Below are 24,961 nucleotides of genomic sequence, written 5' to 3'. Positions count from 1 at the left end.
CGATTTAATTATTGAAGATAGCCTGCATTATAACGATGCAGATCTTCGGTCATTTTGGTCAGCAATTGAATCATGGTTTCAAAGGTGCTGTTATCCTGACGGAATCTCTCCAGCAATTGCGATACGCTATTGGCATAGATTTTCACTTCACGATCTTTATCCGCGCCCAGCTCATACACCGCCCCCGGCTGGATATGCGCCAACTCCTGTAACGGAATATCGCTGTGACCCAATACAAAGGTCAATTTCACAGTGACACCCGCCACATCAAATGGGCGTGGCACGTTCTCCGGCAGCACCTCATCCAGCCTCGGCAGGGTCTCTTCCGCCTCTGGCGTATCATCAATCATCTCTTCCACCACGAATACTCCCTCTTGCTGTTTTTGAAAGCGGGCGACTGCGCGACCCGTTACAGTTAAGTGCAATTGCAATTGTTGAATACAGAGCACATCGCGGAGCGCTAGCGTCTGTAATAGTCGGGCGCTGATGTGGCTGTAGCCCAGCACCCAATCGATCTGTTGAGTCACATCCGGCCAGACTTTCTGCTCGGCGGGCATCGCCTCAAGCTGGCTGAAAGGTGACGCTAACAACACCGTCCCCAGTGTTGGCTCTGTGACGGTAAGCCAAGGCCAATTGACCGCCCCGCCCTCCACAACCTCAATGTTCTCCACACGAAACGCGCCGCTGAAAAAAGTCCCGCCGTCGTTTTGCTGCGTAAAAATGCGGATGAGATTGGGTTCATCCAGCCCCTGCCAAGCACAACTGTTCAGTTCCGGCCAACAGAAATGACACCAACGCTCAACCGGGATGAGCGCCGACACTTTTTCAGTGGCGCTCAACAATTGCAGTCGAAAATAGCGCTCCCCCGTTTGGGGAGTGATGGTGCTGTTGTCCGGTTGATAGCGCTGTTGCCAGCGCATCACCTGAATGTGAAGTGCACTGAGCCGACGGATTTTAAGCAGGGTCATGCCTCATCCTCTTGCTCTGATTGCTGCCGACCACGACGCTCTTTATCCTGTTCGTCATCACGAAAGTGCAGCGGGTTTTCAGACTCCAGCAAATAGTGATTTTCTTGTAGCGCCTGTTGCACTTCTGCACTGGCGGTCAGGGCGGTCAGCTCCCCAGCCCCCGACAATTCGAAGGTCACCATCGGGCTGTTTTTCCACTGGGTAAAGGTGTAGCTCAGGGTGCGATGCTCCGTCATCGGTTCCCCCTTCGCCATCATCCCCTCAGCAGCCATCCCCTCCGGTAAGGTCTGAGGAGGCGCTTTTATCTCGACCGCATCACTGAGTGTGGCAGCAGGTGTTGTCGAGGGTTGTGTGACCACCCCCTGTGGCCGCTCATCACCCTGTGCGTTCTCCTTTTTATCTGCAAAAGGCGCAGAAGAGGCTGATTCACGCCCAGATTCTGCTGTGTTAAACAGAGAATCTCGGGTCACGACACGCGGCATATCAGGGGCCGGTGTGGGGAGTGGCGTGTGGGCCATCGCCGCTTTATCACCCTCGGCGGAAAAAGTGGGAACAGAGGTGTTCAACATCACCGGGTTCTCTCCCGCCACTGGAGATAAGCCAGCAAGCTGCTGATCACCGCTCTCCTGCGGGATCACATTCGGCCGAGTGAAGGTGTCAGCCACCACGACACTACTCTTCTTGTCCACCACCGGAGTCGGCACTTGTTCACTGCCGAGTTTCGCTAGAGTGATGTTTTTCTCAAGTGAGATGGATTTCGTAGGTGCTACCTCTACCGCCTGTGGTCGCTCTGCCGCTGCCTCAGAGATAGGAGCCAAAACCTCACCTGCGGGTGCCTGCTCGGAAACCAGCGGCTGCGCAAAATGCAGCTTCACGGGTGCACTCAGCGGCAGGCTGTTTATCGGCATTGTGGGAACCCACAGTGTGGGTACTGTCGGCTCCTCCTGCTGTTTTTTGCGTTGCTTGGTTTTATCCAGCAACAATTTATCCAACAACTCTGCTGCTTTTTTTTGCGCTTCCCCCCGCACTGAACTCACTCTCTGCTCACTCTCACCCCGTCGTATCGCTGACGAGGAGATCCGGGCCGAGTCATCCCCCTTGAGATCAAGCGAGGTGCTAGTGGGTGCTTGTTTTATCGCCACCATAGGTGGATAACTCCTCAATTTCGTACTGTTGCTGAAGCTCCAAATTTAACCGCAGTCTGCTACGTTCCCGCTTTAGATAACTTCGGAATTTCTCACACCGATTATTCGCGTCTCTTAGCCGCTGCTGTATAACTTGTTGCCCCTGCTCGAGTTTTATCTGTTCCGCCTGCAAGTTTTCCTGTTGATATAACAGGCGGGCAATCTCAGCCAGTAAGGCTGCCTTATGCCGCTGGCGTTCAAAAAAAGCCTCTCGGGTCAGCTCAGCAGACTGGTCAAACAGGACGCTCTGGGCTTCCATCACCTGAATTCGCGTCCATACATCCTGCTGCTGCTGTTTCAGTGTCTGTATCGCGCGCAGCAACTTCTGCTGTTCTTGTTTAGCCCGATCCAGCCGCCGCTCCGTCAGGCTCAGCAGGTTCTTGACCATCAGTCGGTCAACTCACTGAGCTGATTGAGGGTGCTGGCGAAATCCCCCGTCTCATCCATCGACTGCTGTAAAAAGCCCTCAATCACCTCTCGGTTATCCAGTGCATGGTCATTGTCCGCATTCTCGCCACGCTGATACTCACCCAGATCGAGATAGAGCTGGATCTGATCGAGCCGCCCGAGCATATCTCGTGTTTTGGCCGCCGCCTGACGATGCACCGGGGTACTCACCTTCGAGAACACACGGCTGATGCTGTGCAAAATATCAATCGCGGGGTAGTGACCCCGTCCGGCGAGTTTGGCACTGAGGTAGATATGACCATCGATAATGGAGCGAATCTCGTCGCCAATAGGGTCGGACTCCTCTTCACTCTCCAACAGCACGGTATAAAACGCGGTGATGGAGCCATGCTGCACCGCGCCGGGGCGCTCCAGCAGTAATGGCAGTTGTTCGAAAACAGAAGCGGGGTAGCCACGGCGGGCCGGAAGTTCCCCTGCGGCCAGCGCGACATCACGCAAGGCGCGCGCATAGCGGGTCATGGAGTCAACAAACAGCAGAACATCGCGCCCTTGATCACGGAAATATTCCGCCATCGCCGTCGCCAATAGGGCTGCATTGCAGCGCTCTACTGCCGGGCTGTCCGAGGTGGCGTACACCAAAATGGTTTGTGCGCTGCGCGGTGATACCTGCAACTCATGGATAAACTCGGTCACCTCACGGCCACGTTCACCAATGAGTGCGACGATACAAATATCCGCCACCGCATGATTCATAATCATGCTCATCAGGGAGGTTTTACCGCTCCCTGCCGCCGCAAAAATCCCCATGCGCTGCCCCTGACCACAGGTGAGCAGACCATCAATCGCTCTGACCCCCGTCACCAGCGGCTCACTGACTGGGCGACGCAGTTCCACAGCAACGGGTGGGTTATCTACCCGCCGCAGCACAGTGAATGAAGGCTCGGCTAAAACGGCCTCACTGTTCAGTACGCCGACCTCCTCTCCGGCCGCGTTATAGATCTTGCCCGCCAAGTGATCACCCATCTCAAACACAAACGGCTGACCCGTCGGGCGGATCACCACTTCACGCGTCAACCCCTGCGCCCGCCCAATCAAACTTAAGATGGTGAGATCACCGCGAAAACCCACCACTTGGGCTTTGGCAATCACTTCCGACTGGCGCAAATCGCGCTCAATCAGACAGATTTCACCAATAAAAACACCATGCAGCGGGGCTTCGATAAGGCAACCATGAATGCGCGACGGGTGCGCGCAGGTTTCAAAAATTTTCATGATTTAGGCTGTTAGCAGAGTCATAAGGCGGCTGCTACGTTCGTAAAACTCTTCCAGACTGGCGGAGAATAACTGTGGGTCACTCATTGCGTCTTCATGCATCACGGCAGAGAGGACAAAGGTGTTATTGGTAATATTCAGCGCTGGTTGGCCCACCTGAAAACAGCGCGGTGTATATTCCAGCAGATCACTTAATAAGGGATAACTGACCGCATCAAGATTGATGCCGTGATATTCATAGAGATTGCTCCACAAAATGACATCATTCGTCACCAGATCCACGTTAATAGGCGGTGATTCATTCAGCTCTAGCTGAATAGTGGAATGACAATCTAACTGCGAGTTAATTAAGTCTTGACGACCTTCAGTAGATAAAAAGGTATTTAATGCTTCAACAAAACGGTATTTCATGGTGGTTCTCCCTACACGGTTTTAATAACATTCACTTTCACTGTTTCGGAGATCTCATTAAATGAGAGCACCTCCAATTCAGGGAAACGACTTTCAAGGATTTTTTTCACAAAGCGTCGAATATCGACGGGGACAAGTACATTTATGTCGCGGACAGAGAAATAGCTATTTTCCAGTGCCAGAGAAAATGCCTGAATAATCTCATCTGTTTTTGCTGGATCAAGATTAAGGAAACCACCGCCAGACGCTTGGCGGATACCTTGACGAATAGCATCTTCGTACTGGGTATTGAGCATCAGGACATTAAGACGCCCATCAGTCGCAAAACGAGAAGAGATATAACGCGCCATCGCGCCCCGGACATATTCAACCAACATCATGCCGTCTTTCTCTTTCGGCACCCACTGCACCAGTGTTTCCAAAATCAGTTTCATATTACGGATGGATATTTTTTCCATCAGTAGACGCTGAAATACTTCAGTAATTTTTTGTACTGTCGCGTGGCGATAACACTCTTTTAATAACTCAGGGTATTTTCTTTCCAGATCGTCGAGTAAATTTTTGGTTTCTTGGATGCCAAAGAATTCATTAATATGATGCAATAACAGTGTTCCGATACAGTCGATCATTTCGTGCATATCATCGCGTACGGCCAAGCCCAGCTGTTGAATCTCATCCTTATATTGACCAGCAAGCCAAGTACTGACCACTCGGTTTTCATCACTAAAACGAATTAACTCCAATCCAAGATATTCCAGCTCATCATTTACCGTCAGCAGGCGGAAGCCCCCAAAGCAGATATGATATTCACCCGCCTGTACTTCATTAATCAGCACAATGATTTTATTGTCTGGAACTATCGGAGAGTAGTTAATCGCAATATCAGGAATACGGTAACCATAGCGCACAAAAATATCTTTCTTGATGCGGGAGAGAAAATGGTTCTCCTCCAGCAACGCCTTGTGGGCTTGGCTGACAGAAATAATAATCGGCAGCGTTTCCGGAACATATTCATCCTCCGACTCTTGGCTCTCCCGTCGGGTTTCACCTTCCGCCACATCAGGGCTAACTTCAGCCTCACTCTGCCCTTCGCCAGAGAGTCGTTTTTTCTCTTGGCGCTTCTGGTGGAGGCGATACCACAACAGCCCAAACATTAAGCCGGACAGCAGCAGGAAAATCAGGGTCGGAAATCCGGGTAGGAAGCCGATAGCACAAACAATGATGCCGGTAATCAGGATGGTAAAGTCTTTGGCGAACAGCTCAGAGACAATATTCTCGCCGAGGTTTTTTTCATTCCCGCCCACGCGAGTCACAATGAAACCGGCGCTGATGGAGATAAGCAGTGCCGGTATTTGCGCCACCAGACCATCACCAATGGTCAGCAAGCTGAAGGTATTCAATGCACTCGACATATCCATGCCCTGCTGCGCCATACCGACAGAAATACCGCCAATCAAGTTAACAAAAATAATGATAATCCCGGCGATGGCGTCACCTTTAATAAACTTCATCGCGCCATCAAATGAGCCGTAAAGCTGGCTCTCATTCTCCATATCATTACGTTTCTCTTTGACTGTCGCTTCATCGATCACACCAGCACGCAGGTCAGCATCAATGCTCATCTGTTTACCCGGCATGGCATCCAGTGAGAAGCGGGCGGCCACTTCGGCAATACGTTCAGAACCTTTGGTGATCACAATAAACTGCACGATGGTGACGATGGCAAATACCACCATCCCTACCACCAGATTGTCCTGAATCACAAATTGCCCAAAGGTGGCAATAATGTCGCCAGCATCCGCCTCTAGCAAAATAAGACGGCTGGTACTGATCGAGAGTGCCAGACGGAATAAGGTGGTAATTAATAAAATGGAAGGAAACGATCTGAAATCCAGCACCCGTGTAATATAAAATGAACCCAAGAATATCAATACGGATATCATGATATTCAAACCAATTAGCAGGTCGACTAAAAAAGTCGGCAAAGGGATAATCAGCATGGCAATCACCATCACCATGATGATTAGCACCATTAATTCAGGACGTTTGCGAATATCTAACAATAGTCCGGCAATTTTATTCATGACATATTCTCTTTTTCGTCAGGTGACACCCTTTGAGCCAAAATAAATTCCTGCTCCATAAGATGGCTCATATATTTCTTCAATTCGTCAATGAAATGCTCGCGTTCCTCCAACGAAGAAAAAATCCCTGTCGGTAACGTAGAAAAAGCAATAATCAAAATCTGTAAAAATCGCGCGCGCATATCAGTGCTTAATACACTGAGCTGTTGTGAAATAAAGGTCAGTAAGCTGTCGTTAAAACTCTCTTGATTACGAATGCCACTGGTAAATAATTTGCTAAGTGCTTTATCACCATTTTGGCCAATAAAGGCAAATCCAGCATGTAAAAAGCGCTGACGGAATATTCCATCCAGTGACTGCATCTCCCTTAAGTTTCGAATGCGATTAAAGAAGCGACCAAATTCATTAACATTGACATTGCCCAGCGGTAATACCTGTAGGTCACAAGCCAACGCGCGGGCCAGATAGCGCATAATATTTTCGCGCTCTTGAGCCTCTTGCTCTTCCGCCCATTGCTCATAGAGATAGACCACCGGCCCCTCATAACTGAGAAATTCACGATAGAGCATTCTCAGGTCGCCTGCGGACTGCTGCATTCTTTGGGCGAACGCTTTCGCCACCAAAGCAATATTGACCCCAGCCTGAGCGCTACGACTGAGGTCTTCCGCCTCCAGCATTTCGCGCAGCTCTTCCAGATGCTCGATCTGCTTTCGCTTTAAACGGCTCCGGTGAATCAGCGCCGCCAGCGCCATCAGTAAATCGCTGGTGTCGGTAAAATATTGCAGCAAAAAGGCACGTAACTGTTGTGGATTCATCAAACGGCGGTTGAGTAAGCCCTCAACCTCCACGATTTTCTCATCCGCCTGAACGTCCAAAATACGTTCAGCGAACCCCATCCACTCCTCTTTGTTGTCCGCTTTGCCCCCGCCTCGGCGAATATGGCTCGCCGCTAACATAGACATCGATGCATATTCGCTGCTGTTATCAATGACACCCTGTCCGCGTGCGACACCATCAGCATCATCACTGGCCTCCGACGACGAGGCGCTTTTGTCACGCTGGCCCACTAAGAAGCGGCTATTACCACCAACCGGACCTATTGCCATGGCTGACTCGTGTACTTTTTCAGAAACTCAACCGTGCCATGTAACTGGCTATCATGCTGAGTGAGACGTTCGTTGTCGGAGAACTGACGACCATCCCAAGCTTCGTTTTCATCAAGCAGACGAGGTTGAATCAAGAAAATGCGGATCATTTTCTGCTGGTTGTGCGCGCGGTATTTAAACAAGTTCCCCACCAGCGGAATGTCACCTAAAAGCGGAATCTGGCTCTCACTGTCTTCAACCTGATCACGTGTATAGCCACCAATCAGCAAGCTGTTGTTCCGGCCCACACGCGCTACCGTATTGATATTAGTGCGGTTAACTTGTGGTAATCCCTCGACATCGGCTACCTTGCCAGACTTGTCACGGCTCAGTCCGCCATCTTCAATATTGACTTCCATCTCCACACTGTTGCCTGCCGAGAGGCGCGGTAGCACGCTGATCATGGTGCCATAAGTTACCTGCTCCAATGTTGCCACTCGCTCCCCTTCCACCCGGGTATAGAAGCTGGTGTTGTTATCAAACATGGCAGGGACATTTTCCTGTGTCAGAATCACTGGGCGAGAGACGATACGCGCATTGCCACTTTTGCTAATGGCGTCGATTTGGGCCAGAAACATGCTGCTGTCAGTCAGGGTGCTACGGTTAAAGGTGACAGTTCCTCCACCCACACCAATACTTCCGGCCTCCCAACGCACACCCAAATCGTCCACTTTGCTGCGCACTACATCGATAATCCACAGTGATAGCTCCACCTGACTGCGGCTACTGTCCAAGGTGTGGACGAGTTGGCGAACATAGCGAATCTGCTCCGGGCTACCTTTCACCACTAAACTATTGCTGTCGGGGTATGCCACCAAAGAGAATGGGCTGTTGCGGCCAGAAGCCATAGCGGGCTTGGCCGTGTGACTTAGCCCTTCGATTGATGGCGGCACCGGAAATCCAGCCTCAATAGCCTTTGGCTCACCCTCTTTAGGCTGTATCGTTAAGCTGCTTTCCGCTGCACCGTTATTCCCCTGAAATAGACCATTCAGTGCTGAGAGCATCCCTGGAATAGTGACGGTTTGTCCGCGCTGGGTGTAAGTGCGATCCGTCACCGATGAGTTTTTCAGTGGGATCACCGCCACCTCACCGCCAGCCAAATCCTCCTGCTTAATGCGCTCATCAAGATAGGCAGCCGCCGCGCTAATTAACTCAACGTACAGCGGTGGGCCGGAGACAAACAGCAAACGGTTATCACCTTGGGTACGTACCGGAAAGCGCTTATCGTAGATCCCGGTTTTCTGAATATAATTAAGCACCTGTGTACTGCCGGCCGCCTGAGTGTTGACAATGACACTGCGCATTTCGCTGTTGTCATACACATAGATCCCCGCACCATCGTCGTACCACACCAAGGCGATACGGCGAGCCAGTGCTTTAAACATTTCATCGGCGTTCGCCAGATTAAAGTTGCCAGTCACCTTTTTTTCTGCCGCCAATTTGCTGAGAATAATGGGCTTATTCAGCCGCTCGGCCACCGCATCAAACAGCTTACCGACCTTGATATTACTGGCGACAAAAGAGTCATTGAGGCTTTCCTGATCAACCGGAACTGCCGTCACCACATTGGCATTGAGATAACCCACATTGCCTGCCAGCATAAAGAGTGAAAAGTAGATCACTCCCTTGCAATTAAATTTCATGTAAAATCGCCTCCAGGCGTCTTATTTCTGAAGGCGTTAACCCCAGTTCTTTTTTAATATCATTGGTAAAATGTGAAGCGGAGCAATATCCAGCATCAAGCCCTACATCAAGGATTGAAGCTTCACTTTCGATCAGTTTTAATACGGCAGAGGCCATTCGGACCCCCATCATCTTTTTCTTGGCGGTATTGTTAAAACTCTGTTTGTACAAATACCTGAAATAGGCAGTAGACACTCCATAACGCCCGCTTAAATAATTGATGCTGATATTCTCTTTCTGTTCTGAAGAGGATAATAAAAAGCACATCAATCCGTAGGCTTCATATTTCCGCAATAATTCGCACCAAATAGTAAACTTCGCCTGATGACGCAATATCATATCGACGGCAATATTATTGACTGATACTCTGGTCGAATAATCAGTCGGCGCGATAGAGATAATCTCTGGCCATAGGGGCGTCGCCATCGGGTCTTTCCCCCGCTGACGCAATAATGATTTCCCCATCGCGGAATCAACTGTGGCGAGAATCTCGATTAAATGCGCTAGGGGAATACTGTGCAAAAACCAATGGCTCTTATTTCCCTCAATCTCATCTGTATTGGCGCAAATAAACAGTGACGGTTTAGTTATCACTATCTTCCTGCCTGAATAAGCAGAGCAAAACATCAGTGCTCCTGACTTATCCGCTGGTATAGCCAACACGAGTTGGTCTTGTAAGGATAAGCAGTGGGCCTGTTGTGCCACTGGCTTAACACTATCGTATGGTCCTATCATCACCCTTAATCTCTACCTGTTATCTAAGGGGGACAATGTTGATTGATAACCACCGCGTATTAAATGGAATTACTCGGAATAGCCTGTACCGCGATAAATAAGGTAACGAGTCAGATTAATTAAGCCCAATTCCGCTGACAGAAACAGCCTATTGCGTTTTACTTGTCGCCAATTTGGTACAACGAGAAAATATGATGAAGGACACAGACAACCGCGTCTGCATAATGAAAATTGCCAGTGGGCCTCTGAGCGGTAATGAATTAATGCTCAAAGTAGGCACTCACCGAATCATTATCGGTCCGGAACAAACCTATCGGACTGAAACCAATGACGAAGGATTGACAACCTATTTTCTGCCCAGTGATCAGGGGCATTATGAGATGGCGATCACTGCTGATGAGACTGTGCCAACGCAGGATCAGGAGAGCACTGAAGTGCTCTCTCTTACCCTGAGCGGTGATTGCCCAGAGATGAAGCAGCCCGTTATTTTTCAGGAATTGATGCTTGCTGAGCACTTTCCGGTGGTGATTAAGATGTTGAACACCCCGTGGAATACAGAGGAGGTTTTGCCTCTTCCGCCGCAGGTGGCAACAATGGAAAAAACAGAGCGTCGCGACCGCACATCCTCACAGTTTATGCCTCATCCGGCGTTTCTGGCGGGTATGGTGTTGGTGCTGTTGGCAGGGCTTACTGGTTGGCAAGTGCTCACTTACAATAGCGAAGCGCGGAAAGTCAAAACACTGGAGACGCTACTTCAGGGGAGCAGCTCCCCATTAACGGTCACTACCAGTGGCAATGGCCAAAGCTTGGTGCTGGTAAACACACAGCGGGATCTGGATTGGAGCACTCAGCGTTTACTGAGAGAGCACTACCAAGAACCGGTGGTAGTGAAAAAAATCAGCACACTGGAAAGTGAGATCGAAAATCAGCTAAGTGGAATCATACCCGGCTTATTGAAAGTGGATTTATCGCTCCCCTGCAAACCGGTGATTCGTCGGCTAAAGGGCAACTATCCTCAATTGGATAATAAGCACATTCAGCAAACGCTATTGAGCTTTATTGGCTGCTCCACAAAAAACCAAATAGAGAGTTATTCATCAGCTGAGCTATTTAGCAAGGCGGAACAAGGTTTAACCGAAAGTAATGTCCCTTGGCGTGTCGTCAATAAAAATAGCACCCCTATTTTTATTATTAATGCCAGTCTGACGGATAAACAAACCCTCTCGGCGATTGATTTTGCCGATGAGTACACTAAAAAATGGGGAATACGCCACATTCAATTCTCTATTTCATTAACCACTAATCATCTGGCAGGCAAGTCGTTCGTCAATAATGCTAACGGCTATGTTCTGCTAGGTAATAACCACTGGTATTTTAATCCAGTGTCACTCTAAAACCTCAACTTAATATTAAGGATTAATTATGGCTATTCCTGGACTAGAAGCAAATGGTAATTGGGAAACATCAACTTATGAAACCGTTGATACTACATCAACATCAAACTGGGGGATGATGTATCGTAGCGGCGCACTACTCAACGGCCGTGTTAAAGAACTGGCAGACGAACTTAAGACCGCCCTTTCAGATAAAAACAATGAAATGGACAACCCGATTGTACTGGCAAAAATTTCGGCGCTTAATGGTCACTATAATGGGGCACGACAAGCACAAAGTAATATTATGAAGTCAGTTAAAGATACCTCTCAAGCTATTATTCGTAATATGTAATGATATTACCATTACGCAATATTACATCATTGTCATGTTGCGTAATTATTAAGGATTTTATCTCAATGTTTATTAATCTCACGCCAGCCACTACCTCTGTAGCGGAAAATAACCTCCCCGCGATGGGGGCCACTGCTCCGGTAGAAGATCGGGTAAGAAACCTGTTTGCCAGCTACAGTGTGACCGCAAGTCAGGAAAAAGCCGCCATTATTAATCAGGCCAGTAATGGTGATCCGACTAACCCCGCTGAGTTATTAAGTTTACAAAATCGAGTGGGTAATTATAGCCTCGCTATCAATATGATCAGCACGCTAACCCATAAAAGTGCTTCTGCGATCGACTCAGTCTTAAAAGCCCAGTAGACGATGAATAGGCTAACAAAATTTCTGATAATTGCGGTTCTTGGGCTGCTGAGTGGTTGTGATAACCAAACACTGCTCACTGAACTGAGCCAGCGCCAGGGCAATGAAGTTCTGGCGGTGTTACAAGAGAACGGTGTGGAGGGCACTCGCAGGGACAACGGTAAACTCGGTAGCTCTATTAAGGTGGCGCGCAGTGATTTTGTGACGGCGGTGGATCTGTTACGTCTCTACAACCTGCCCTCCAAAGATCCGGTTGAGATTATTCAGGCGTTTCCGGGGGATTCTCTGGTTGCCTCACCACAGGCGGAGCGTTCGCGTCTACTCTCTTTAATTGAGCAGCGCCTGCAACAATCACTGCTGACCATTCCCGGCGTGGTGAATGCCAGAGTGCATGTCAGTTATCCCCTGAATAGCAATAATCGGGTCAAACAACTTCAGCAGGTCTCGAGTCTGGTGACCTATGCGGGCAATGAAGATCCCAAACAGATGATGAATAAGATTAAATTATTCCTCACCAACAGTTTTACCGAAACCAGCTATGACAATGTCTCGGTGGTGGTGGTAGAGCGCCCGCCATTGCAACGTCAGGTGAGAAATGAGCCTAACTCGCCTGTTTCTCCGGTGCTATTGGCGTCCTTTGCGGCCACTCTGGCGGCGGCGGGTATCAGTGTGCTGTTGTTACTTCGCCGTCGCAAGCAGCAACTTAGCGCTAATGACGCGAAAGAGATGCTCCCGAACAGTACAGAGCAAAAACCATGATGGCCTCTGCCCGTCACTCTAACACCCGGGGCCAGCATAAGATTATGCTGGCCCCGGGGGGGTATTTTCATGTCGAGCACAGCGGCATTGACTATTTTGCCCTGCCGCCGATATGGCAACAAGCCCATAACCAGCGCTTGCTGATGCAGTTTCAGCTCCCGATGCCGGATGCCAATACGCTGATATTGCCGGATTTTATGGCTCACCATTGGGCCGACTTACCCAAGGTCGCTTGGGCATTGGGCATACTGTTACACCCATCGCCGCTCCCTTGGTGGGTGAAGACCTCCAAATATGCCGGGCTTCATCACCGCCTGAGTGACGATTTCCGACAACCACAGGCGGAGCCATCATCGCCACAAACCCTGCTGGCGACAGGAGCAGTACAAATATTGGCGAGTCTGACCCCCTTTGGCGAGGTGTATACCACGCGAGCCAGCTATATGTTCAGTTCCGCCAGCCGACAATTAATGAATGTTCCAGTGAAAAATGCTCTCCCTTGGAATGTGATAGAAGGAGCTTACGATTATGTCCGAGAGACCTGAACCGGATATCTGGCAAACTGCGCAGGAGAAGGTGCTCATTAAGCATCAGGCAATGAAAGCGAGCCGCTTTAAGAAAATCCTGACCCAGCAAGCCAAAAAACAAGCTGCCGAGATCTGCCAGTCGGCACAACAAGAAGTCGCGGAAATACAACGTATTGCCTATCAAGAAGGCTATCAGCATGGGCTGCAAAAACTGTTAGTGGACCTCGTGCACGGGTTGGAATCCAGCCAGAGCCAGTATCAACAGATGTTGGCTCGCAGTGAGGCCCAATTACAGACCCTATTGGCGGATGTCTTCAGTGACAGCCGGTTGTATGAAATTGTCAGTGACCACTTTATTCGACTGCATCCCGAATCGCCGCAGATCCAGATGTATCTTCCCCCCGCGTTGCTGAAAAAGCTCAAACCAGCACTGGCGGAGATACAGCACATTACCGTGCTCGCGGGCGCGGAAGAGTGTGTGGCACTGGAAGTGGATAATGAAATCCTGCATTTTTCACCAGACAGTGCGGCGCAAAGTTCACTGCCCCACATTTTTACCCTCTCTGCGCGCTGCAATATCTTGCAGGCCAGAAAAGAGATGTACCGCAAATTTTCCAAACAACTCAGCCAATCAGGAGAACACGATGACCATCACCACACTTCACTCCACACTCAAAATGGCAGCCGCGCTCCCGAACTCGGAACCCGCTCGTCAGAGTAACAATATTCACCTTCGTGTCGCTGAAGCATGGCAGGCCAATACCTCGGGGAAAACCGCCGTCACAGAGCGAAATAAATCGACGGATAAGCCGCAAATATCAGAAATGGAACAGTCTGATATCAATAAATTTATTGAAAGCTTGCGCACCACACCAGAAAAGAGAAAGCTCTTCGCTCTGCTCAATAATAAACTCAGAAGTTTATCGTCAACAGAACGTGAGAAGTTTATTAGTGGGTTGGTGCAAACACTTAAAGCATCCGAGCAACCGGAAGATCAAAATTTACTGAAAGAAAAATTTAATCCCGCGTATTCAATGTATATTTCCAGCGGCATACTTATTAACCAATTGAATCAAGAGTCTCTCGCCAAAATAGGTCAAGCACCTCGCGAAGATGATGAAGAAGACGATTCAGATGAAATTTAAACTTATTTACCTATGAAACCTATTACTTACTGTCTATCTGCTATTTTATTTCTCAGCCCGATTATCGCCCAAGCCTCTTGTTTATCCAAGGCGGCTATCCGCTGGAATGTACCAGAAATTATTCTCGAAGCGATTATTCATCAAGAGTCTGGCGGTCAACCCGACGCCCTTAATATTAACAAGAATGGCAGCCATGATTATGGTCTAATGCAGATTAACACGATTAATGTTAGCTCTCTGAAATCAATGGGAATCATTGATCATGAGCAGATGCTGATGCAGCCCTGTATCAATATCCAAGCAGGGGCTTATTTGCTGAGTCAGAAGTTTAATAAGCATGGTTATAGCTGGCGGGCGGTCGGGGCTTATCATTCAGAAACAGCGCATTATCGCGATAATTACGCGAATAAAATCATGAAAATAGTCAATACAGGCCCGGCCCTTTCCCGTAAAACGGCATTACTATTAGCCTCTGCTCCTACAACTTAACTCTGTTACCTCAATAACAAGGAAACTCCCCAAATTATGAAGGGAAGACTCTCCATGTTGATAGAGAGTGCTCTGCTTAATGCCCATAATAAGACTAACTTAGTGCCTCCCCGTTGAGAACCATACATTTAGGATGTATAAGGTAGCCCATAAATTCAGCAAACTTATGCAGCCAAGGAAATATTATGGTCAACAATGATTTCATTTCATCTAACGTTATTTTATGTGAAGGCGTGATTTTTAACCCGTTAAAGCGAACTCTGACGCGAGAGAATAATGTTGTCCCTCTCTCTGAAAGTGAGTCCTGCCTATTAAAAATGTTGTTGGCACAAACATGCAGTAAAAGAGAGGTGATGTACGCCATTTGGGAAAAACGCGGCGTTATTGTGACGGAGAGTAGTTATTATAAACTTGTCAGACAACTACGCAGTTCATTTAAGAAGGCAAGTCTGGATGAAGGCTTGATTACCACGTTACCGAGAATTGGTATTTTATATACCGGAACCAAGAAAGCCCTTCCAGATGATTGCGAGTCAATTAAACCAGCGCAGAATAAAGCGATAGAGAAGAGAAATATCATCGATACCGCCATTACCGTGTGTACGCTAGCTATCGCGGCGGGTTGCTCTTTTTTGTATGTATTTACTGTAGGATAATGTAATGAAATATGTTTATACCGCCACACATTTTCACTTCCGCTATTTGATTATATTGATAGCACTAGTTTTATCGGGTTGCACCCATCTTACTGAGTTAAGCAAAAACCAAAAAGATTATTATCTTCAGGGAAATATCCAGAACTTTCATGGGAAAATACCTGAAAATGCCACCATCACCTTATCGGTGACTCAGAATAAGATTGCGGGGGAGAAAGAAATCACCTTCCGTGAATATATTATTCTGACTAAAACGGAAAGCCGGAAGATTCCATTTCTCTTACCGTTACAGAATGAGTTATCCTCATTACCTAATCAGTTAAGTGTTAGTGTTAGAGTCGAGAAAGAGGGAAAACTCATTATGATGAGTGATAAGCTAACACCGCTCACCTATCAACCAAACGAAAAATTAACACTGATAGTCAATGACAGTTAGCGTTTACACCTCACCTGCTCGAGGGTTATATGGAACGAACCAAGACGTTAAAAATAGCAATAATTGAAGATGAACCTTTTAGCCGACTGGCACTAAAGGAGATCTTGACGAAGTTTCCTTATCACCATAAAGAGCCACAGCGTCAGGTTATTTACAGTGAGTTATCACTTGATGTGGTGGGTTGTGTCAGCAATGCCCCTGAGCTTATTGCGTTACTCAAAAGCAACGATGATATCGAAATGCTATTACTGGATTATTCACTCACGGCGTTGGATACCGAAGTCGATCCGTCACATTCTCAGGATGGTGCCGCGCTCATTAAGCACCTTCTCCAATTGCGCCCTGAATTGAAAATCATCGTACATACGGCCCATAAAAGTTTGGCCGTCGCACGTATTGCCTGGCAAGCCGGTGCGTGGGGATTTGTGCAAAAGAACAGTGACATTCAGGAACTCTTTTTTGCTATTTCGTATATTGATCGTGGCAAGAAATTCTTCCCCATTGAGTTGGCCGCACTATCACAACCCTCAGAACAGAATGCCCGCCCTGCTCTAAGCGTGCGTGAAACCGAAGTGCTGAGGATGTTACTGAATGGTGTGAGTCAAAAAGAAATTAGTGAACGTTTGAATATTAGCTTTAAAACAGTGTCCAATACCAAAACACGGGCCTTTAAAAAATTAGGTCTCACCTCAAACGCTGATTTCTTTAAATATGCTCATGAAATACCTTTATAAAATTTATCTTATATGTGCTCTTCTGCTGTTGCCGGCAGCAGCCGGTTATGCGGCGAAAACTATCGCCTTCACACCTGAAGAGCAACATTATATAAAGACTCACCCTATTATTAAGTATGGCGTTTTTCCAAAGTTCTTCCCTATCGAAGCATTAAATAAAAATGGGGAGCATATTGGACTCACACGTGATTATATTGATTTGATTAGCGCTGCTACCGGAATACAATTCCAAGTCTCCTCCAGTAGTAATGCTAATGAATCCGTTAAAAATCTGAAAAACGGTGATATCTCGCTTATCACCAGCACCTCGGCCTTATTCGCAGAGGCTAATGGGCTGGTCAGCAGTATGCCGATCTTTACCACTTGGCCGGTCACGGTCACGCGCAGAACCTCACGTAATATCAATACGCCAGAAGATTTCATGGAGGGGCGTACAGAAGGACGCATCTCCATAACCGACTATTTATCGTTGATTGATTGGTTTGAAAAACGCTATCCGGGTGTCGATTATAAAATAGCGTATTCGCCCGAAGAGACTATTGGTGAGGTGGTACATGGGCGCGCCGCAGCGGCTGTCGTCCTCTCCCCCACGGCATTCTATTATATGAATGTCATCTATCCGGGGCAGTTAAAAGTCTCCTACCCCAATAATGCCAAAATATCCTTGGTGATGGGCGCTCGACCAGAAGATCAGCTCCTGATCGATATTATTAATAAAGTCATCACGTCCATTTCTCACAAACAACAAGCAGAACTCACCACCAAGTGGATTATTAGCGACAACGCGTCACTTTTGCACAATACCCAGTTTGAGAGGTACGCCTATATTGTGGGCGCTATCTTGCTCTCCTTGTTGCTCTTTGTTTTTTATCGTTATCGACGGTTAAAAAAAGAAATTAGCCTACTGGGTTCAAAAAATAATTTGGAACTGTCGGTACTGGCTCACGAATTACGAACGCCTCTGATTGGAATACTGACCGCCTGTGAAGGGTTGGTACTCAAAATATCGTCTAACCCTCAGCGGGAAAGGCTATCTAATGTCGTTCACGTCACACGGGAATTACTGAACAATCTCGATCTGTCACTGGATTACGCCAAAATTAATGCCGGTTCGGTGCAACAAAAGCCACGCCCCCATTTACTGACTGAACTCTGTGACACCACAGTCAAACTGTTTACCAGCTTTGCTGAGACCCACGACACCGCACTTCATGTTCGCTATCTGTCGGAGCAGTGTTTTTTACCCCATCTAATGGATGGCACGCTCATCTCTCAGGCACTGAATAATATCGTCAACAATGCCATTAAGCATACCCGTGGCGGTATGGTCTTAATTGAGTGCGCCTTAGTGCAAATTGACAGTAAAAGAATGTTCAGCATTGAGGTGACGGACACCGGCACCGGTATTTCCGATAAGGTGCTGGCACGACTTTCAGAGCCATTTTATCAGGGCAAACAACATCGCTCAGATAACGACGCCCTCCTCCCCAAAGGGACCGGGCTAGGATTGTTCGTCGCGAAGAAGAATATCCATCTTATCGGCGGGCATCTGGGCATTGCCAGCCAGCCGGGGGTTGGCTCACGGGTCAGAATCTCTTTCCCAATGATCCCCGCCCATTACGAGATTGAAAACCCACTACCTGAAGGGCTTTATGTGATTATGCCCGAAGACGTTCCCACCTCGCGAGCCAGCGAAGTGACCCAGATCCTTGAGGGCTGCGAACTGCCCTATTACCCGCAATCGAATTCACCACCGGCCTCGGCTCGTGGGCCTGTCATTTATCTGCATTTTGATCTGCGGAACAACCACTGGCAGCTCGATAATCAACAGGGAGTTTCCATCGTCATACCCTGCCCGATTTACGCCTCAGCGCTCTATTTTGCTATCACCAGCCTATGCAGTGAGGACCTACTTCGGGAGAACAGCCGTACTATGCCAGAGGCAGACTCAGCCTCCGCCACCAAAGAGTCACGTCGGCTGTTGATGGTAGAGGATGAGCCACTCCTGCTGGAGGTGCAGCAGGAGTTGTTCAGCAGTCTGGGGTATCAGGTCGATGCAGTACCAGGGGCACAGGAGGCTTACCAAAGTTGGTTACAACATCACCATACGATTATTGTCACCGACTGTCGGCTGGATGAGAGTGATGGCTTCGAACTGGTTCGTCACCTCCGAAAATTGATGCAAGAGACGACGGCGCAAGTATTAATTGTCGGCCAATCGGCTTCATTGAAAGCAGAAGATGCACAGCGCGCCCGTGAAGTGGGGATGGACTACTTGCTACAAAAACCCATCGCCCGCGAGCAGTGGCAACAGTTGTTCCATGATCACTTTGCCTCGGAGGAGAAGAGCGATGTCTGATCCCAGCTTCAACGCACGGTTTTACGCCAGTGTGCGTGATTACCTTGGCCGCATTGAAGAGATGATCACACAGGGCGATCTGGCGACAGCGCAAAAAACAGGCCATAAGATGCTGGGGTTGTGCCAGCTTTTTGGTACGCCTGAGCAGGTTGCCTTATGCGAGGAGCTAGAAAACGCCCGTGATTTGCATCATTTGCAACAGACCCTAAATCGATTTTATGTGCAAATAGATAATGCTGAAGTCTGAGGTCAACAAATTAAAAAGTAAGGAGAAAAATGAAAGAGATGGCTCAGTAGACATATTATACTAACTTAGTTGAGATGTTATATCGAGTCTACTTTCACCTACAGAGATCTATAAAATGAATTTATACTTAAATAATAATACTAAGCATTATTATTCCGCTGATAAACTGAATGACCATTGTAAAAAACAGGAAAAGATTAGTCTTAAAACGGCATTATTGGAGGGGGGGGAATCTGTAGAATTCACAACACTACTAAGAACCGTGAAATTGAAAGTGATCCAGATTTTCGCACAACTATGGACAAAAGAATTGACAATGCATTATTCGATGATGATATAACCATAAAGCATGATGATGTAGCCATGGAAAAAAAAGGCTCATTTTCAATTGGTGGGATTATTAAATCAATTAAATCAATCACATCATTTACATCATTTATTACGAAATCATTTAGGCTGTTTTCAGCATTCAGTACCAACATTGAGAATAAGGCACCTCCTACTGATAATAAAATTGAGATACAAGAAAAAGCAGTTAGTAATCTAACACGGCTTATTGACTGCACTCTCAATAATGAATCTTTCTTGGCGAAAAATGGAATATTTCGAATCCCTCCGTCTCCAGCATCAAATCAGAGTATTCAGAAAGCCTTGGAATCAAATAATGAAGAACAACTAACTACTTTACAAATAGAGAATGATTTCCATGATGCTGTCGCAACTAATATCAAAGATAATCTAGAATTAGCATTAAGTGACGCCGACAAAGAGAACCTTCACGAGATGGTTGTAGCTTATGATTTGACTGAAGCCGATAACAAGAAAGAATTCCTCCCAAAGACAAGCGAACTTCCATTGCCACTACAGAAACTGATACCTCTATTAGCCAAGACGACTAGTAATGCTAAAAACCAGATGGACGCAATAAACTTGGCAAAGATAATTGCACCAAGAATACAACCAGAAAGCGTCCTTAATCATATAATATCCATAGCTAAAGTTATGGAAAATGAAAAATATTACACGTCATTTCTGAGCGATTTAATTAACGACTATGGCAAATAGCATTCACAAGGAGAGGATTGTCGTCGGAGTAATGAACGAACTAACATCCAAACTCATTAATAGGTCACCAAACCCTAATTCACATTAATTTTAATCACTGCGCCCAATAAGGGCGCTTTAAACAAAAACAGTAACGAATGTTTTTATCCTCTGATGACCCATATATCCCCTTATTTACAATAGGGTTAGATGAGTGTGACGATACAGTCAATAAGTTAAGCACAGTAGGTTGGGTATCGGAAAATGAAAGAAATGGCTCGATGGAAATATTATATTTAAGCCTTATTTTCACTTACCGAGATCAATACAATGAAATTAAAAGCAATGTCACAAAATACTCCCATAACAAATAACACCAGAAAACCTGCTCGTTTACCGGGCTGCAATCACACTTCTGTCGTTGAGAATTCACCGACAAGTGATAAACTAATAGGTAGCAATCTAACAAGTGTTAATAATGCTGCCGTTAAATTTGATCGCAAAGAAGTTAATCAACAGACGTGGGGGGAACGTCTGTCGGGGTTGATAAGAAAAATTACAACCCTATTTCAAGCAGAGAAAAAGTCACTTGAAGGACCAAAACTACTTAAGTTGCAGAACAATCCATTACCCTCAAGAATCGCCTCTCATGCACTTATCAATCAGTTCACACCCAAAGCAGGGGGAGTGGCTAGTGATATTTGTAGTAAAATTTGTAATTCTCATTCAAGTGGCGAAGTTAGTGAATTAATAAATAAATGTAACAATGCGCTAAAGAATGCTGGCATTGAATTTATTGAAGTGAAAGAGTTATACGAGAATCAATTGGTCATGGCTTTTAAAAAAGAATTTGGGCACGCGTTGTCTACAGGCTCACATCTCCTCGATATTCAAAAGGAGAAGGAGAAGGTGACCGGAGTTCAATCTATTGAGCACACTTCTGATAGTCAGAAATTAATAGATTTAATTCAAGATTACCAAGAACTTCCTGAAAATAAACTTGAAATGAGATTAGAAATTAAGCTAAAACCAACTATTCCGTCTCCATTTCGCAAAGAGGGGTATATTGAAACTCAGGCCGACAAAGATGAAGCTATTGCAATAAATACAAAAAACTACGGCAATACTGAATCCACACAAAATAGTCAGAGTGCAGCTTACGATTCCCTGTCTGCCGAATACAAGCGGGAGGACGATAGACCTAATCGCCAATTGAAAAGCGAACCTAAATATCATGAGATTAAGGTTGAGGTTAATAACAAGAAGATCGAGGACGAGTTCAAAGAAGACAGAAAGAATACAATTAATACCTCAATTAAAAGCTATAAATTCTTACAAGAGAATGCCCCTGCCATTTTCAAGTTAGAAGACTCACTTCAATAAGTACCCGCAATTCTCGTAAATTTCATTGATTCGGGGGCCGAACGTAAAGATCAGCCCCCAACCTGCCCCCTTATTTTCAACATTATAGGATAACCCCCCATTGGAGAGTGCGATTGATTTAATCTTAAATCTGCCCCGCTATACTGTAGCTCAATTGTTTACGGAAATAGAGCTGGGTACAGAGGAACCTACCCTGCTGTTATCCTTATACCGTAATGATACCGAGATGGCAGAATTCTGGGATGAGCAATTAATGCAGGCGCGAGTATAACTCGCGCACTTTAAATTAGAGCGTGGGGGGTAACGGAGGAGCCAAAGGAATTTTATTCTCATCATAGACCAGAGATGCCTTAAGCTGGTCAGCCTCAGCGTTGACCTTGGCTACATTTACCGCCTCCAGTGCCAATTTGCCTTCTGCTTTGAGTCCCTCGACAACTCTGGCATCCTCTACTTTTTCTGCTAATACCCGCTTGGGCGCATCAAGCACGTATTCTGCTTTCACCAGAGCAATTTCCTCTGTGATTTTATTAGTGAACTTATTTGTCTTATTTTCAGCCACTACACTGTTGTGACTATTCATTCTTTTCAGTTTTTGGGCTAATTCTTCCATAACACCACTCTGCATCATTGCTTGTTTAGCAGTAGCAACAGGTTTCCTGGCTTCTTTGGCCTGATTATCGGGTTTTGGACTCAGTTTAGTCTGATCGCCCATCGGGGGGAATTGAGGTGGAAGTGGGACGCCGTTCTTGTCAAATATAAGGACGGCCATAACCTTGTCAGACTCCGCTTTAGCTTTAGCTGCATTTTCCGTCACCAGAGCCAATTGGGCTTCGGCTTTGCGTGCATCGGCAACTCTGGCATCCTCTCTTTTTTCTGCTAATGCCCGCTTGGGTGCCTCGAGTGCGTGCTGTGCTTTCGCCTGAATAATCTCCTCTGTGATTTTATTGGGAATTTGGCTTGCTCTATTTTCAGCCAATCCCCCCCCATTTCTGTTTGCCAGTTTTGAGGTTAATTCACTGAGGAATGTTTCTGGCATCATTGCTGGCTTAATATCAGAATTCACTGTCTTCAGCGTAATATTAACCATCATATCAGCCAGTAAAGTTTCGACCTTCGGCCGTATGATCTGAGGCTCTGGCTCTTTGGCGATATTCTGAGATGTGGATTGTTTCTCAAGTTGAGGCTGTCTACGTTCTATTGGCGAGCGCACAACGTTCTTAATATTTTTTGCGAAACATCCAGTTATCTTAGTGCCACTTTCTACAACTTGTTGATTTTTCTTAGTGAGTGCAATTCTTCGCTGAAGAATGCCTGAAACCGATGCCATTATTAGATACTCCTCCGATTATGATTTATAGGCACGATAACAGAGCATCCTTATTATTCCTTTCAAATACCGCGACTGACTTACGCATTATTGGGATGATCGCAACATGTCTGTGTCCTGCCCCCTTATTTTCAACATTCTAGGATTACTCCCACAACAATTGGAGAGTACGACTGATTTAATCTTAAATCTGCCCCGCTATACTGTAGCTCAATTATTTAGGGTATATACCCATAATTAGCAGCAGAAATTAAAATGAAAAAAAAATATTCTTGGCAACAGGTTGTTTTACATTGGGTCACCGCAGTGATTATTATTTGGGCAACCATAACTGGGTTTTATGTCGGTCTCTTTAATGTCGCGCCCGAACTGAAAGCACTTATCGCATTCATTAATGTCTCGATAACCACTTTGCTGATCCCGGTGTTTATCGTTCGATTGTATTTCTACTTCACGGCAGAGAAACCCGAAGAGATTAACACCACCGGATTAACTCAGTTTATTGCTCATGCCGTCCATTTTATTATTTATCTGAATATCACGATAGTGCTGGTGACTGGGGTTCTGATGATGGAGAGAGATATCAACGTGTTTGATCTCTTTATTATCCCACAACCCATTCATGACCTTGCTGTGACTGCATTTTTTAACACTGTCCATATTTTTTCCTGTGCGACCTTAGCAGTATTAATATTGTTACATATCGCCGCCGTGATTAAACATGAACTGAGTGGTAAGAAAGTACTCAAGAGAATGTCCCTCACGGCGTGAACCAAAAACATTGAAGTTAATAGATAAGTTAAGGATATAAAACATGTTAATGAGAGAAGAGTGTATCCAGCTACTTAGCGATGAAACTCTCACTTATAACGAGTTATTTACACTTCAGTGTTCCGTCAATAAGTTGGTCATCCATGCCAGCCAACAGACAGTCACCTTAAGTGAGGGGCAAAAAAGGCTTCTGGTCGCCTTACTGAAGGGAATTAATTGTAAGCGCGAAATCATTAGTCTGGTCTGGTATGAAAATCATCAACGAATCAGTGATAATAATTACCACCAGCTTATCTTCCAGTTACGGGCCTTATTGCAGCGCCATAACGTCCCTGGGGATTTGATTGTCACGGTTCCTCATTATGGCCTTAAATTAAATGAGTCATTACTGAGTGTGAATAACCTGCAATCTGACACAAAAGCTATAAAACAGAAAAAAAAGCCAAGTGATGCCGTGCCGAAGCGCAATATGAATTCGGCACTGAACCGAATTTATAATATTGGCCGCTCTTTCTTTACCTCTTAATCAGTGGCCTGACTTTGATGATCCGAAAAATTTCACACTCGTTCGGCCTAGCAGCCTATCTCAATACAACAGCAGTGAGAGTGTTAGCCGCTTTACTGCTTGTCATTCTGATTATGCTGCGCATTGAGCCTGATTTTATTCCGTTTTGGCACGTTTCCGCGCCCGAGAATATAGCAACGCCTGTCGTCATACCGAATAAAAAGAGTGATGAAAAACAGGCCATGACTGAACTAAAAAAGCGAGATCTCTTTTCGGCTGATGTACCAAAAGATATTTATCGAGTGGGCCATTTATCCTGGGAAGATCCGCTATTTTCTCAAGCGCCACCGAGTCATTTAGCCGTGCGCTTAGTCGGCATACTGAACAGCACGACACCAGAGAATAGCATTGCCATTATTGAACAAAACAAGCGCCAGCACTCCTATACCCAAGGCGAGGTGTTGCCAGAAAAAAAGGCGGTAGTGGTCAAGATATTTGCCGATCGCGTCATCCTCGATCAGCAAGGATATTATAAATCCCTGCTATTGAATTGATATTCATCGGACTTAAATCCTGTCGTATTAAGACTCTCACTGGTG

At 46.4% G+C, this 24,961-nt stretch carries 28 protein-coding genes; 18 read left to right on the top strand and 10 right to left on the bottom strand.

The genetic code is table 11. From position 1 onward, the window contains the following. Positions 1–8: 8 nt before the first annotated feature. Genes HRD69_RS07365 through HRD69_RS07325 form a run of 9 tightly spaced genes read right to left on the bottom strand, consistent with a single transcriptional unit; the run spans position 9 to position 9,860 of the window. A complete protein-coding gene (locus tag HRD69_RS07365) occupies positions 9–968 on the bottom strand; it encodes a FliM/FliN family flagellar motor switch protein (protein WP_152412075.1) in 960 nt (319 codons plus the stop codon). Next, entirely contained in the window at positions 965–2,113 is a 1,149-nt protein-coding gene (locus tag HRD69_RS07360) for a SpaN/EivJ family type III secretion system needle length determinant (protein ID WP_172984608.1), read from the bottom strand. The genes HRD69_RS07365 and HRD69_RS07360 overlap by 4 nt, the downstream gene beginning before the upstream one ends. Then, positions 2,085–2,540, bottom strand: coding sequence for a hypothetical protein (locus HRD69_RS07355; RefSeq protein WP_032813302.1), 456 nt, complete (start codon positions 2,538–2,540; stop codon positions 2,085–2,087). The genes HRD69_RS07360 and HRD69_RS07355 overlap by 29 nt, the downstream gene beginning before the upstream one ends. Next, positions 2,540–3,832: a type III secretion system ATPase SctN gene (gene sctN / locus HRD69_RS07350; RefSeq protein ID WP_004874004.1), complete on the bottom strand. Its 1,293-nt coding sequence runs from the start codon at positions 3,830–3,832 to the stop codon at positions 2,540–2,542. The genes HRD69_RS07355 and sctN overlap by 1 nt, the downstream gene beginning before the upstream one ends. Positions 3,833–3,835: 3 nt before the next feature. Continuing rightward, entirely contained in the window at positions 3,836–4,243 is a 408-nt protein-coding gene (locus HRD69_RS07345) for an InvB/SpaK family type III secretion system chaperone (protein WP_004874005.1), read from the bottom strand. Between the two features lie 11 nt (positions 4,244–4,254). Continuing rightward, complete coding sequence (locus HRD69_RS07340) at positions 4,255–6,327, bottom strand: EscV/YscV/HrcV family type III secretion system export apparatus protein (protein WP_032813303.1); 2,073 nt, start codon at positions 6,325–6,327, stop codon at positions 4,255–4,257. Further along, positions 6,324–7,433, bottom strand: a complete 1,110-nt coding sequence (gene sctW / locus HRD69_RS07335) for a type III secretion system gatekeeper subunit SctW (protein WP_032813304.1) — start codon at positions 7,431–7,433, stop codon at positions 6,324–6,326. The genes HRD69_RS07340 and sctW overlap by 4 nt, the downstream gene beginning before the upstream one ends. Next, positions 7,424–9,115, bottom strand: coding sequence for a type III secretion system outer membrane ring subunit SctC (gene sctC / locus HRD69_RS07330; RefSeq protein WP_032813306.1), 1,692 nt, complete (start codon positions 9,113–9,115; stop codon positions 7,424–7,426). Before sctC ends, sctW begins: the two co-directional genes overlap by 10 nt. Beyond that, positions 9,105–9,860, bottom strand: a complete 756-nt coding sequence (locus tag HRD69_RS07325) for a helix-turn-helix domain-containing protein (RefSeq protein ID WP_244262978.1) — start codon at positions 9,858–9,860, stop codon at positions 9,105–9,107. The genes sctC and HRD69_RS07325 overlap by 11 nt, the downstream gene beginning before the upstream one ends. Positions 9,861–10,081: 221 nt before the next feature. Here HRD69_RS07325 and HRD69_RS07320 point away from each other — a divergent pair, with 221 nt between their 5' ends. From HRD69_RS07320 to HRD69_RS07250, 15 genes are all read left to right on the top strand, one after another. Continuing rightward, complete coding sequence (locus tag HRD69_RS07320) at positions 10,082–11,284, top strand: PrgH/EprH family type III secretion apparatus protein (protein WP_244262979.1); 1,203 nt, start codon at positions 10,082–10,084, stop codon at positions 11,282–11,284. 28 nt (positions 11,285–11,312) lie between these two features. Further along, positions 11,313–11,618, top strand: a complete 306-nt coding sequence (locus tag HRD69_RS07315) for an EscF/YscF/HrpA family type III secretion system needle major subunit (protein WP_004874012.1) — start codon at positions 11,313–11,315, stop codon at positions 11,616–11,618. A 65-nt stretch (positions 11,619–11,683) separates the two neighbouring features. Continuing rightward, positions 11,684–11,980 (top strand): type III secretion system inner rod subunit SctI, encoded by a 297-nt coding sequence (sctI, locus tag HRD69_RS07310; RefSeq protein WP_004874013.1) that lies wholly within the window; start codon positions 11,684–11,686, stop codon positions 11,978–11,980. 3 nt (positions 11,981–11,983) lie between these two features. Further along, a complete protein-coding gene (gene sctJ / locus HRD69_RS07305) occupies positions 11,984–12,739 on the top strand; it encodes a type III secretion system inner membrane ring lipoprotein SctJ (RefSeq protein ID WP_004874014.1) in 756 nt (251 codons plus the stop codon). Further along, positions 12,736–13,284 (top strand): hypothetical protein, encoded by a 549-nt coding sequence (locus HRD69_RS07300; protein WP_032813311.1) that lies wholly within the window; start codon positions 12,736–12,738, stop codon positions 13,282–13,284. Before sctJ ends, HRD69_RS07300 begins: the two co-directional genes overlap by 4 nt. Further along, entirely contained in the window at positions 13,268–13,987 is a 720-nt protein-coding gene (locus tag HRD69_RS07295) for a hypothetical protein (RefSeq protein WP_050413173.1), read from the top strand. The genes HRD69_RS07300 and HRD69_RS07295 overlap by 17 nt, the downstream gene beginning before the upstream one ends. Next, positions 13,911–14,411: an RNA-dependent RNA polymerase family protein gene (locus HRD69_RS07290; RefSeq protein ID WP_244262980.1), complete on the top strand. Its 501-nt coding sequence runs from the start codon at positions 13,911–13,913 to the stop codon at positions 14,409–14,411. The genes HRD69_RS07295 and HRD69_RS07290 overlap by 77 nt, the downstream gene beginning before the upstream one ends. Before the next feature lie 12 nt (positions 14,412–14,423). Further along, positions 14,424–14,900: a lytic transglycosylase domain-containing protein gene (locus HRD69_RS07285; protein WP_004874017.1), complete on the top strand. Its 477-nt coding sequence runs from the start codon at positions 14,424–14,426 to the stop codon at positions 14,898–14,900. A 185-nt stretch (positions 14,901–15,085) separates the two neighbouring features. Continuing rightward, complete coding sequence (locus HRD69_RS07280) at positions 15,086–15,556, top strand: winged helix-turn-helix domain-containing protein (protein ID WP_004874018.1); 471 nt, start codon at positions 15,086–15,088, stop codon at positions 15,554–15,556. A gap of 4 nt (positions 15,557–15,560) precedes the next feature. Beyond that, positions 15,561–15,992, top strand: coding sequence for a hypothetical protein (locus HRD69_RS07275; RefSeq protein WP_004874019.1), 432 nt, complete (start codon positions 15,561–15,563; stop codon positions 15,990–15,992). Between the two features lie 29 nt (positions 15,993–16,021). Then, positions 16,022–16,726 carry a response regulator transcription factor gene (locus tag HRD69_RS07270; RefSeq protein WP_004874020.1) on the top strand — a complete coding sequence of 235 codons (705 nt, stop codon included), beginning with the start codon at positions 16,022–16,024 and terminating at the stop codon, positions 16,724–16,726. Next, on the top strand, positions 16,710–19,085 hold the full coding sequence (locus tag HRD69_RS07265) for an ATP-binding protein (RefSeq protein ID WP_167319233.1): 2,376 nt from the start codon (positions 16,710–16,712) through the stop codon (positions 19,083–19,085). Before HRD69_RS07270 ends, HRD69_RS07265 begins: the two co-directional genes overlap by 17 nt. After that, positions 19,078–19,332 (top strand): Hpt domain-containing protein, encoded by a 255-nt coding sequence (locus tag HRD69_RS07260; RefSeq protein ID WP_032813315.1) that lies wholly within the window; start codon positions 19,078–19,080, stop codon positions 19,330–19,332. Before HRD69_RS07265 ends, HRD69_RS07260 begins: the two co-directional genes overlap by 8 nt. 297 nt (positions 19,333–19,629) lie before the next feature. Continuing rightward, the gene (locus HRD69_RS07255; protein ID WP_172984607.1) at positions 19,630–20,397 is read left to right on the top strand and encodes a RhoGAP domain-containing protein; all 768 of its coding nucleotides are present in this window, start codon (positions 19,630–19,632) and stop codon (positions 20,395–20,397) included. Between the two features lie 309 nt (positions 20,398–20,706). Continuing rightward, positions 20,707–21,759 carry a hypothetical protein gene (locus HRD69_RS07250; protein WP_004874024.1) on the top strand — a complete coding sequence of 351 codons (1,053 nt, stop codon included), beginning with the start codon at positions 20,707–20,709 and terminating at the stop codon, positions 21,757–21,759. A gap of 286 nt (positions 21,760–22,045) precedes the next feature. Here the strand turns inward: HRD69_RS07250 and HRD69_RS07245 are convergent, their stop codons facing one another. Beyond that, a complete protein-coding gene (locus tag HRD69_RS07245) occupies positions 22,046–23,086 on the bottom strand; it encodes a hypothetical protein (RefSeq protein WP_032813319.1) in 1,041 nt (346 codons plus the stop codon). 255 nt (positions 23,087–23,341) lie between these two features. On the opposite strand from HRD69_RS07245, the gene HRD69_RS07240 reads away from it, so the two are divergent. From HRD69_RS07240 to HRD69_RS07230, 3 genes are read left to right on the top strand one after another with little or no spacing between them, the layout of a single operon-like run. Then, positions 23,342–23,857 (top strand): cytochrome b, encoded by a 516-nt coding sequence (locus HRD69_RS07240; protein ID WP_004874027.1) that lies wholly within the window; start codon positions 23,342–23,344, stop codon positions 23,855–23,857. Between the two features lie 43 nt (positions 23,858–23,900). Further along, positions 23,901–24,383 (top strand): winged helix-turn-helix domain-containing protein, encoded by a 483-nt coding sequence (locus tag HRD69_RS07235; protein ID WP_004874028.1) that lies wholly within the window; start codon positions 23,901–23,903, stop codon positions 24,381–24,383. Positions 24,384–24,400: 17 nt separating this feature from the next. Then, positions 24,401–24,916: a type II secretion system protein N gene (locus HRD69_RS07230; protein ID WP_080544987.1), complete on the top strand. Its 516-nt coding sequence runs from the start codon at positions 24,401–24,403 to the stop codon at positions 24,914–24,916. Positions 24,917–24,961 lie beyond the last annotated feature (45 nt).

The organism is Yersinia mollaretii ATCC 43969, from assembly GCF_013282725.1.
In the GTDB taxonomy this organism is placed as follows: Bacteria; Pseudomonadota; Gammaproteobacteria; order Enterobacterales; family Enterobacteriaceae; genus Yersinia; species Yersinia mollaretii.
This window is presented reverse-complemented; position numbering and strand designations above follow the sequence as displayed.

Coding starts and splice junctions, on each gene's coding strand:
- HRD69_RS07355 (WP_032813302.1), bottom strand. CDS start 2,540: ATGGTCAAGAACCTGCTGAGCCTGACGGAGCGGCGGCTGGATCGGGCT.
- HRD69_RS07255 (WP_172984607.1), top strand. CDS start 19,630: ATGGACAAAAGAATTGACAATGCATTATTCGATGATGATATAACCATA.
- HRD69_RS07240 (WP_004874027.1), top strand. CDS start 23,342: ATGAAAAAAAAATATTCTTGGCAACAGGTTGTTTTACATTGGGTCACC.
- HRD69_RS07280 (WP_004874018.1), top strand. CDS start 15,086: ATGGTCAACAATGATTTCATTTCATCTAACGTTATTTTATGTGAAGGC.
- HRD69_RS07270 (WP_004874020.1), top strand. CDS start 16,022: ATGGAACGAACCAAGACGTTAAAAATAGCAATAATTGAAGATGAACCT.
- HRD69_RS07235 (WP_004874028.1), top strand. CDS start 23,901: ATGTTAATGAGAGAAGAGTGTATCCAGCTACTTAGCGATGAAACTCTC.
- HRD69_RS07250 (WP_004874024.1), top strand. CDS start 20,707: ATGAAATTAAAAGCAATGTCACAAAATACTCCCATAACAAATAACACC.
- HRD69_RS07230 (WP_080544987.1), top strand. CDS start 24,401: ATGATCCGAAAAATTTCACACTCGTTCGGCCTAGCAGCCTATCTCAAT.
- HRD69_RS07340 (WP_032813303.1), bottom strand. CDS start 6,327: ATGAATAAAATTGCCGGACTATTGTTAGATATTCGCAAACGTCCTGAA.
- HRD69_RS07260 (WP_032813315.1), top strand. CDS start 19,078: ATGTCTGATCCCAGCTTCAACGCACGGTTTTACGCCAGTGTGCGTGAT.
- HRD69_RS07285 (WP_004874017.1), top strand. CDS start 14,424: ATGAAACCTATTACTTACTGTCTATCTGCTATTTTATTTCTCAGCCCG.
- HRD69_RS07275 (WP_004874019.1), top strand. CDS start 15,561: ATGAAATATGTTTATACCGCCACACATTTTCACTTCCGCTATTTGATT.
- sctJ (WP_004874014.1), top strand. CDS start 11,984: ATGAATAGGCTAACAAAATTTCTGATAATTGCGGTTCTTGGGCTGCTG.
- HRD69_RS07360 (WP_172984608.1), bottom strand. CDS start 2,113: ATGGTGGCGATAAAACAAGCACCCACTAGCACCTCGCTTGATCTCAAG.
- HRD69_RS07365 (WP_152412075.1), bottom strand. CDS start 968: ATGACCCTGCTTAAAATCCGTCGGCTCAGTGCACTTCACATTCAGGTG.
- sctW (WP_032813304.1), bottom strand. CDS start 7,433: ATGGCAATAGGTCCGGTTGGTGGTAATAGCCGCTTCTTAGTGGGCCAG.
- HRD69_RS07265 (WP_167319233.1), top strand. CDS start 16,710: ATGAAATACCTTTATAAAATTTATCTTATATGTGCTCTTCTGCTGTTG.
- sctC (WP_032813306.1), bottom strand. CDS start 9,115: ATGAAATTTAATTGCAAGGGAGTGATCTACTTTTCACTCTTTATGCTG.
- HRD69_RS07290 (WP_244262980.1), top strand. CDS start 13,911: ATGACCATCACCACACTTCACTCCACACTCAAAATGGCAGCCGCGCTC.
- HRD69_RS07245 (WP_032813319.1), bottom strand. CDS start 23,086: ATGGCATCGGTTTCAGGCATTCTTCAGCGAAGAATTGCACTCACTAAG.
- sctI (WP_004874013.1), top strand. CDS start 11,684: ATGTTTATTAATCTCACGCCAGCCACTACCTCTGTAGCGGAAAATAAC.
- HRD69_RS07295 (WP_050413173.1), top strand. CDS start 13,268: ATGTCCGAGAGACCTGAACCGGATATCTGGCAAACTGCGCAGGAGAAG.
- HRD69_RS07320 (WP_244262979.1), top strand. CDS start 10,082: ATGATGAAGGACACAGACAACCGCGTCTGCATAATGAAAATTGCCAGT.
- HRD69_RS07300 (WP_032813311.1), top strand. CDS start 12,736: ATGATGGCCTCTGCCCGTCACTCTAACACCCGGGGCCAGCATAAGATT.
- HRD69_RS07315 (WP_004874012.1), top strand. CDS start 11,313: ATGGCTATTCCTGGACTAGAAGCAAATGGTAATTGGGAAACATCAACT.
- HRD69_RS07345 (WP_004874005.1), bottom strand. CDS start 4,243: ATGAAATACCGTTTTGTTGAAGCATTAAATACCTTTTTATCTACTGAA.
- sctN (WP_004874004.1), bottom strand. CDS start 3,832: ATGAAAATTTTTGAAACCTGCGCGCACCCGTCGCGCATTCATGGTTGC.